Annotated in this window: 7 protein-coding genes; all 7 read right to left on the bottom strand. The window is 71.6% G+C overall.

Annotation, left to right across the window (positions count from 1 at the left end):
• Positions 1 to 206 (bottom strand): enoyl-CoA hydratase-related protein (locus VKH46_00530; GenBank protein ID HKB69300.1); only part of this gene is annotated, 206 nt, incomplete at its 3' end.
• An 89-nt stretch (positions 207 to 295) separates the two neighbouring features.
• Positions 296 to 1,126 carry an ABC transporter permease subunit gene (locus tag VKH46_00525; protein HKB69299.1) on the bottom strand — a complete coding sequence of 277 codons (831 nt, stop codon included), beginning with the start codon at positions 1,124 to 1,126 and terminating at the stop codon, positions 296 to 298.
• Entirely contained in the window at positions 1,123 to 1,536 is a 414-nt protein-coding gene (locus VKH46_00520; protein HKB69298.1) for a hypothetical protein, read from the bottom strand. The genes VKH46_00525 and VKH46_00520 overlap by 4 nt, the downstream gene beginning before the upstream one ends.
• On the bottom strand, positions 1,533 to 2,195 hold the full coding sequence (ccmA, locus tag VKH46_00515; GenBank protein ID HKB69297.1) for a heme ABC exporter ATP-binding protein CcmA: 663 nt from the start codon (positions 2,193 to 2,195) through the stop codon (positions 1,533 to 1,535). The genes VKH46_00520 and ccmA overlap by 4 nt, the downstream gene beginning before the upstream one ends.
• Entirely contained in the window at positions 2,192 to 3,550 is a 1,359-nt protein-coding gene (gene nosD, locus VKH46_00510; GenBank protein HKB69296.1) for a nitrous oxide reductase family maturation protein NosD, read from the bottom strand. The genes ccmA and nosD overlap by 4 nt, the downstream gene beginning before the upstream one ends.
• The gene (locus VKH46_00505) at positions 3,547 to 4,281 is read right to left on the bottom strand and encodes a hypothetical protein (protein HKB69295.1); all 735 of its coding nucleotides are present in this window, start codon (positions 4,279 to 4,281) and stop codon (positions 3,547 to 3,549) included. The genes nosD and VKH46_00505 overlap by 4 nt, the downstream gene beginning before the upstream one ends.
• A partial coding sequence (locus VKH46_00500; protein HKB69294.1) for a cupredoxin domain-containing protein occupies positions 4,278 to 5,959 on the bottom strand: 1,682 nt, incomplete at its 5' end. The genes VKH46_00505 and VKH46_00500, both read right to left, overlap by 4 nt.

The following is a 5,959-nucleotide window of genomic DNA, read 5'->3' as shown; positions in this document are numbered from 1 at the left end:
CCCGCGCCGGTCAGCACGATGACGCCGACCGCGTCGTCGAACGAGGCGTCGCGGAGCGCCGACGCGAGCTCCTCGAGGCACGCCGTCGAATAGGCGTTGTAGCGGTCCTGCCGGTCGATCGTGATCCGGGCGACGCCGGATGATTTCGAGTACAGGATCTCGCGGAAGTCGAAGCTGGCGGGTTCGCGGGATTCGAAGGCGCGCATCGAGAACCTCCTGCGGCCGGCCGGGATGCCCGGCGGCGGACGCCTTTCATGCTAGGGCAGGGGCCTGGCTCTCCTCTGATGCAGCCGCATCACAGGTCGCGCCGGCCGATCAGGCGTCCCGCGCCGGCGAGCGAGCCGGCCGCCCAGAGAAGGAGGGCCCCGCCGGCCACCGCCGCGGCGATCACGGGCCCGCCCAGGAAGAACGCCCACGCGTCGCCCGCCGCGCCGAGGACGTGCGGCGTGCCGGCGACCGAGAGCGCGAGGACCCGCGCGATCGCGGCGGGGTTGGCGAAGACCGAGAGGTACAGCGCGCGCGCGCCGGCGCGGCCGGTCAGCGCCCCCGCCGCCGCCAGGGCCGCCGAGTCCTCGAGCAGGACGAAGAAGAACCACGCGAACGCCGCGACCCCCATCGCGGTCGCGCGGCGAGCCACCGCCGCGGAGATCGCGGCGGCGATCGCGAGGAAGACCGCCCCGAGCACCGCCGAGACCGCGACGAAGAAGAGGAAACGCGGCAGCCCTCGCGCGCCGGCGCTCCCCGCGACGACGAGGGCGCCCCCGCCGAACCCGAGGCCGATCGCGGCCGAGAGCGCGGCCGCCTGGCCCGCCCATTTCCCGACCACGACTTCGAATCGGCCCACCGGCTGCGCGAAGAAGAAGGCCTCGGTTCCCGGCTCCCCGGACTGCCCCGTGACGCCGAGGAGGAGCGCGGTCAGCGGAACGAGGACGAGCGTCAGCGGCACGAGCGCCACCGTCGTCCGCGCGAAGCTCTCCGCGCCCGAGATCTCCGCGAGCGCGCCCGCGGACCATGCGGCGCCGACCACGAGCAGCGCGAACGCCGCCGCGAACCAGCGGATCCACTTCAGCCGCGTCGCCGCCCGAAACTCGGACGCCGCGACCGTGCGAACCGCCGCGGCGTTCATTTCGCGTTGAGGAGATCGGCCCAGCGCAGCGCCTTCCCCCCGGCGCCGCGCGCTTTCGCCTGCGCCTCCGTCGAGAACGCCCAGTAGCCGTGTCCCATGGGCGTCCGCTCCCCGGTCTTCGCGAAGAACGCGTCCTCGGCGGCGATCCACCTCGTCCCGCCGTCGGCGCGCACGAAGAACGTCCCCCGGATCGGGACGCGGCCCGCGTCCTCGGCCGCGCAGCCCAGGTCGTCGTAGAACCGCGTCTCCTCGCGGGGCGAGACGTACTGCGCGGCGTCCCCGATCTCGGAGATCATCATCCCGCACCGGGCGCAGTTGTAGCGGTCGAGCGGCAGCGGCTCCGGCGCGATCCCGCGCGCGCAGGCGGCCAGGAGCGCCGCCGCGGCCAGGAGCGCCGAGGTGCGCTTCACGCCTGGCCCCCGGCGAGGACGCGCAGGCGGCTCCCCCCGACGCGTCCGTCCGAAAGCGTCACGATGCGCCCGGCGAGATGCTCGAGGTCCGCCGGGATGTGCGTCGTGAAGAGGAGCGACCGTCCCGTCGCCGTGATCTCGCGGGCCCGCGAAAGGAAGATCGCGGTCGCCCGTGCGTCGAGATTGGAGGAAGGCTCGTCGAAGAGCGCGAGCTCGGCGTTCGGAAGCAGCGCGCACGCGAGCGCCAGGCGCTGCCGCTCCCCGCCCGAGAGATGCGCGACGTTCTCGCCGGAGAGCGCGGAGAGCTCGCACCGCTCGATCTCCTCCTCGACGCGCGCGGCGGCGAGCCCCCGCAGGCGCGCGACGAAAGCCAGGGTCTCCCGGACCGTGAGCGTCCCGGGGAAGGCCGGGCGCTGCGGCAGGTACGAGAGGCGCCGCCGCGCGCGAGGCCCGTCGGCGAGAGCGTCGACGCCGCCGATCTCGATCCGTCCCGCGTCCGGACGCGCGAGGCCGGCGATCGCGCGGAGCGTCGTCGTCTTCCCCGAGCCGTTCCCGCCGACGAGAGCGACGCACTCGCCGGCGGCGACGGAGAGGTCCACCCCGGCGAGCACGCGCCGCGCCCCGAACGACTTCTCGAGACCCGACACCGAGAGGATCACCGTGATCTCCGCCGGCGGTCCGGCCGCACCCGCCCCCCGCGCGGCAGGAGCATTCCCGCCAGGGCCAGGGCGACGAGCGCGGACGCTCCCGCCGGTCGACGGCCGCGGCGGCCGACGCCGGGGCGCCGCACGAGCGGCGCGCGGTCGACCCCCCCGTCGTCTTCCGGAACGACCGACGATGCGGCGAAGTCGAGCGCGGAAGCCGCGGGCGAGGCGAGGAAGAGGCGGGCCGCCGGGTTGTTCCCTTCGATGCGGGCGAACGCGGACGCGACCGGCTGGGGCTCGCGACCGACGCCGCGCCCCTCGAAGTCGAGCCCGCGGTATCCGCTCCACCAGTTGCCGCGACCGGCTTCCGACCACCGCGTCGACGACGAGCCCCCCGAGATCACCACGGGCGTGAGGTTACCGTCGAACGCGTTTTCGGTGAAGACGTTCTCCTCGGCGGAAGCGAACAGCTCGATTGCGGTGTCATTGAAGAGGAAGCGGTTGCCCGAGAAGCGGTTGCGCGACGCGCCCTCGATCTGCACGGCGCGGCCGTCGTCGGAGAACTCGTTGTCCTCGACGCGCGACTCGTCGCATTCCTTGAAGGAGAGACCGGCGGACGCGACGCCGCGGTTGCTCACGAACCGGTTCCCGCGGATCTCGACCTTGCGGCAGTTCATGATGTTCGCGCCGACCGAGCAGCCCCGAAAGACGTTGCCGGAGAGCTCCTGCCCGTCGGAGAACATGTCGTGAAGGCCGTACCGCGAGCGCTCGACCGTGTTGCCGATCTCCCGGCATCCGGGCGAGTACTGGACGTAGATGGCGTCCTTCATCCCGGCGATCCGGTTGTCGCGCGCGAGGTTCCCGGGTGAGCGGTAGAAATAGAGACCGTCGCCGCGCCGCCCGAAAGACCGTTCCTCGAGTCCGGTGATCGAGTTTTCCGCGATCTCGTTGCGCGAGGCCCCTTCGACGACGATGCCATAGAACACGCGCTCGATCCGGTTGTCGACGATGCGGTTTCCGTTCGACGCGACGTGGAACGCGGCGTCCATCCGATTCGTCTGCCCTTCGCCGCTCCCCTCGATGTCGAAGCCGCGGACCTCGCACCCCGGGGCCTGGATGTCGATGACGGTTCCGAGCCCCGTCCCGAAGAGCCGGGGCCGGCCGTGTCCGACGAGCGCGACGGTCCGGGAAAGCACGAGATCCTCCCGGTAGACGCCCGCGGAGACCTCGATCACGTCGCCCGGCGCCGCCGCCGCGACGGCGGGGGCGATCAGCGGAAAGTCGGCGCCGGGACCGCCGACGCGCCACGTCCGCGCGGAAATCGGAGCGGCGGCGAGCAGCGCGCAGGCGAGGAGAAGGGTCCGTCTCACCCGCGGGCTCCGTCGAGGCTCCGCGGGCCGCGCTCCCGGCGCGCTCGAAGACCCCAGGCGACCGCGCCGGCCGCGGCGATCAGGAGTCCCGCGCCCGCGTGCGGATACGACCAGACCGTGAAGTTGCCGATCTTCGCGGGGCCGACGAGCGGCGGCGTGAAGTCGTGCATCGAACGCAGCGGCGCGTGCGGGTCGCGGTCGTGTCCCACGTCGTAGAGGCGCTTCTGGAGGACGGCCGCCGACGCCGCGAAAAAGAGGACCGACAGAGCGAACGCGCCCCACGCGACGTATCGGCCCCGGCGTCGTCCCGCGAGCAGGCCCGCGACCAGGAAAGCGGCCGCGAGCGACAGGATCGCCGGAACGAGGTAGTGGAGCTCCGGGAGGCGCGTCGGGAACCGGACCCCGATGTATTTCTGGAGCGTCGTGATCTCGTGCACGTCGCCGCCGATCGCCCGCGCGGTCACCGTCAGGTGAAGCGACTCGCCGGGGTACTGCGGCGCCGACATGCGGAAGCCCCAGAGCGGGAGGAACGCGGCCGCGGCGGCGAGCGCGGCCGCGGCGAAGAAGGCGAGGCGGCGGCCCGGGGGGCCGGACCAGGCGCGCCTTCCGATCGCCCCGTCGGAGCCCGCCGAGACGATTCGGGAGGGTTCCGGCCGCGATGCCGCGCGCGGGGGCGCCGCGGCCGCCGAACGACGCCCGATCGTCCCGCCGTGCGAGGCGCCCCCGATCACTGCACCGCCCCCGTGGAAGGCACGCCCGGCACCGTTCCCTTGACGTTCTGCGCCGATTTCCAGTCCGGGATCGGGATCGTGGAGTCCTTCGGCTGGACGATCATGCGTCCGCGCATCTCCAGGTGAAGAGCGCTGCAGAAGTTCGTGCAGTAGTACCAGTAGACGCCCGGCCGGCCGGCGGGGACCGTCACGGTCCGCGTGTCGCCGGGAGGCAGCTGCAGGTTCAGGCCGTGGTCGGGCAGGGCGAAGCCGTGGATGTTGTCGCGGATCGTCTCGACGTTGGTCAGGTGGAGCGTCACCTGGTCGCCCTCGCGCACCGTGAAGCTGTCCGGCGTGTACGCGCTCCTGAGCATCGTCATGTTCACGGTGACCGAGTGCGGCCCCGTACGCACGACGGTCTCACGCCCCTCCGAGACCGCGTCCGGGGCGGGCGTGTAAACCTGCTTGACCCGGGGCGACAGGATCTTCGCGTCGATGAACTCGGCGTCGTGGGGCTCCGGCGGCGTCGGGAACGAGGCGAGCATCTTCATCTTGTGGCCCGAGATGTCGATCAGCTCCTGGTCCTCCGGCAGGTCGGGCCCGACCGGGAGGTACTGGTCCTTCGAAAGCTTGTTGAGCGCGAGCAGGTAATCGCCCGCCGGCTTCATGGAAGCGCCCCCGACCGCCTGGAGGTGGCCGATGTTGTAGTGGATGTCGATGCGGTCCACGATGTAGTCGGGGGCTCCCTTGATCGCCTTCTCGATGTTCCACTTCACGACCTGGCTGTCGATGAAGAGCGAGGTGTAGGCGTTGCCGCGGCCGTCGAACGTGGTGTGGAGCGGCCCCAGACCGACCTCCGGTTCGGCGAGGATCTTCAGCGTGTGCGCGTCGATGATCGAGACGGTCGGCGAGAGCTTGCCGCTCGCGATCACGTACTTTCCGTCCGGCGAAACGTTGATGCCGTGCGGATTTTTCGGGACCGGGATCATCGTCACGACCCCGGGGTTCTCCGAAGGCTCGAGGATCGGGACGCCGTTGACGACGTGGCCCTTTCCCGCGGCGACCGCCTTCTCGGCGAGCGGGACGTCCACGGCGACCACCGCGTCGCGGTCGAGCTGCGTCATCTGGTTGATGTCCTTCCCCTGCTCGAGGTTGTAGGAGGTCGAGAAGGAGTAGCGCCCGTCCTTGGAGGTGTCGGCGATGTCGATGTTGCCGGGGACGCGGACCTCGAACTTCGTCTGCATCGTCTCGGGGTCGAGATAGGCGATCACCGAGGTGTAGGGCGCGGGGTTGGTGGCCATGCCGTCGGTCGGCTGCTCGAACTCCCCGTTGACGACGAGGAGCCGGGTGTTCGGCGAGAGGACCGCGATGCCGTGGGCCCCCTGCAGGTTCGGGATCTTCGCGATCTTGTCGGCCTCGAAGTAGTCGAGCCGGACGCGGGCGACGCGGGCGTTGGCCAGGTCGTTGATGTAGACGTAGCGCCCGTCGTACACGCCGTCGGTCTCCGAGAGCGCCGGGTGGTGCGTGTCGCCCCAGAGGCCGCCCGTCCGGATCAGCTCCTGGCGGCGCGGATCGCTGTCGGACATCGCGTAGCCGTACGCCGCCCGCGGCTCGAAGATCGGGATCTCCCGGATCAGCCGGCAGGAGGGAACTCCGATGACGAAGATCGATCCGCTCTGGCCGCCCGAGAGGAATCCGT

The organism is Thermoanaerobaculia bacterium (genome assembly GCA_035260525.1).
Lineage (GTDB): Bacteria > Acidobacteriota > Thermoanaerobaculia > UBA5066 > DATFVB01 > DATFVB01.
Note: the sequence above shows the minus strand (reverse complement) of the source record. Positions and strands in the feature narration are given on the sequence as shown.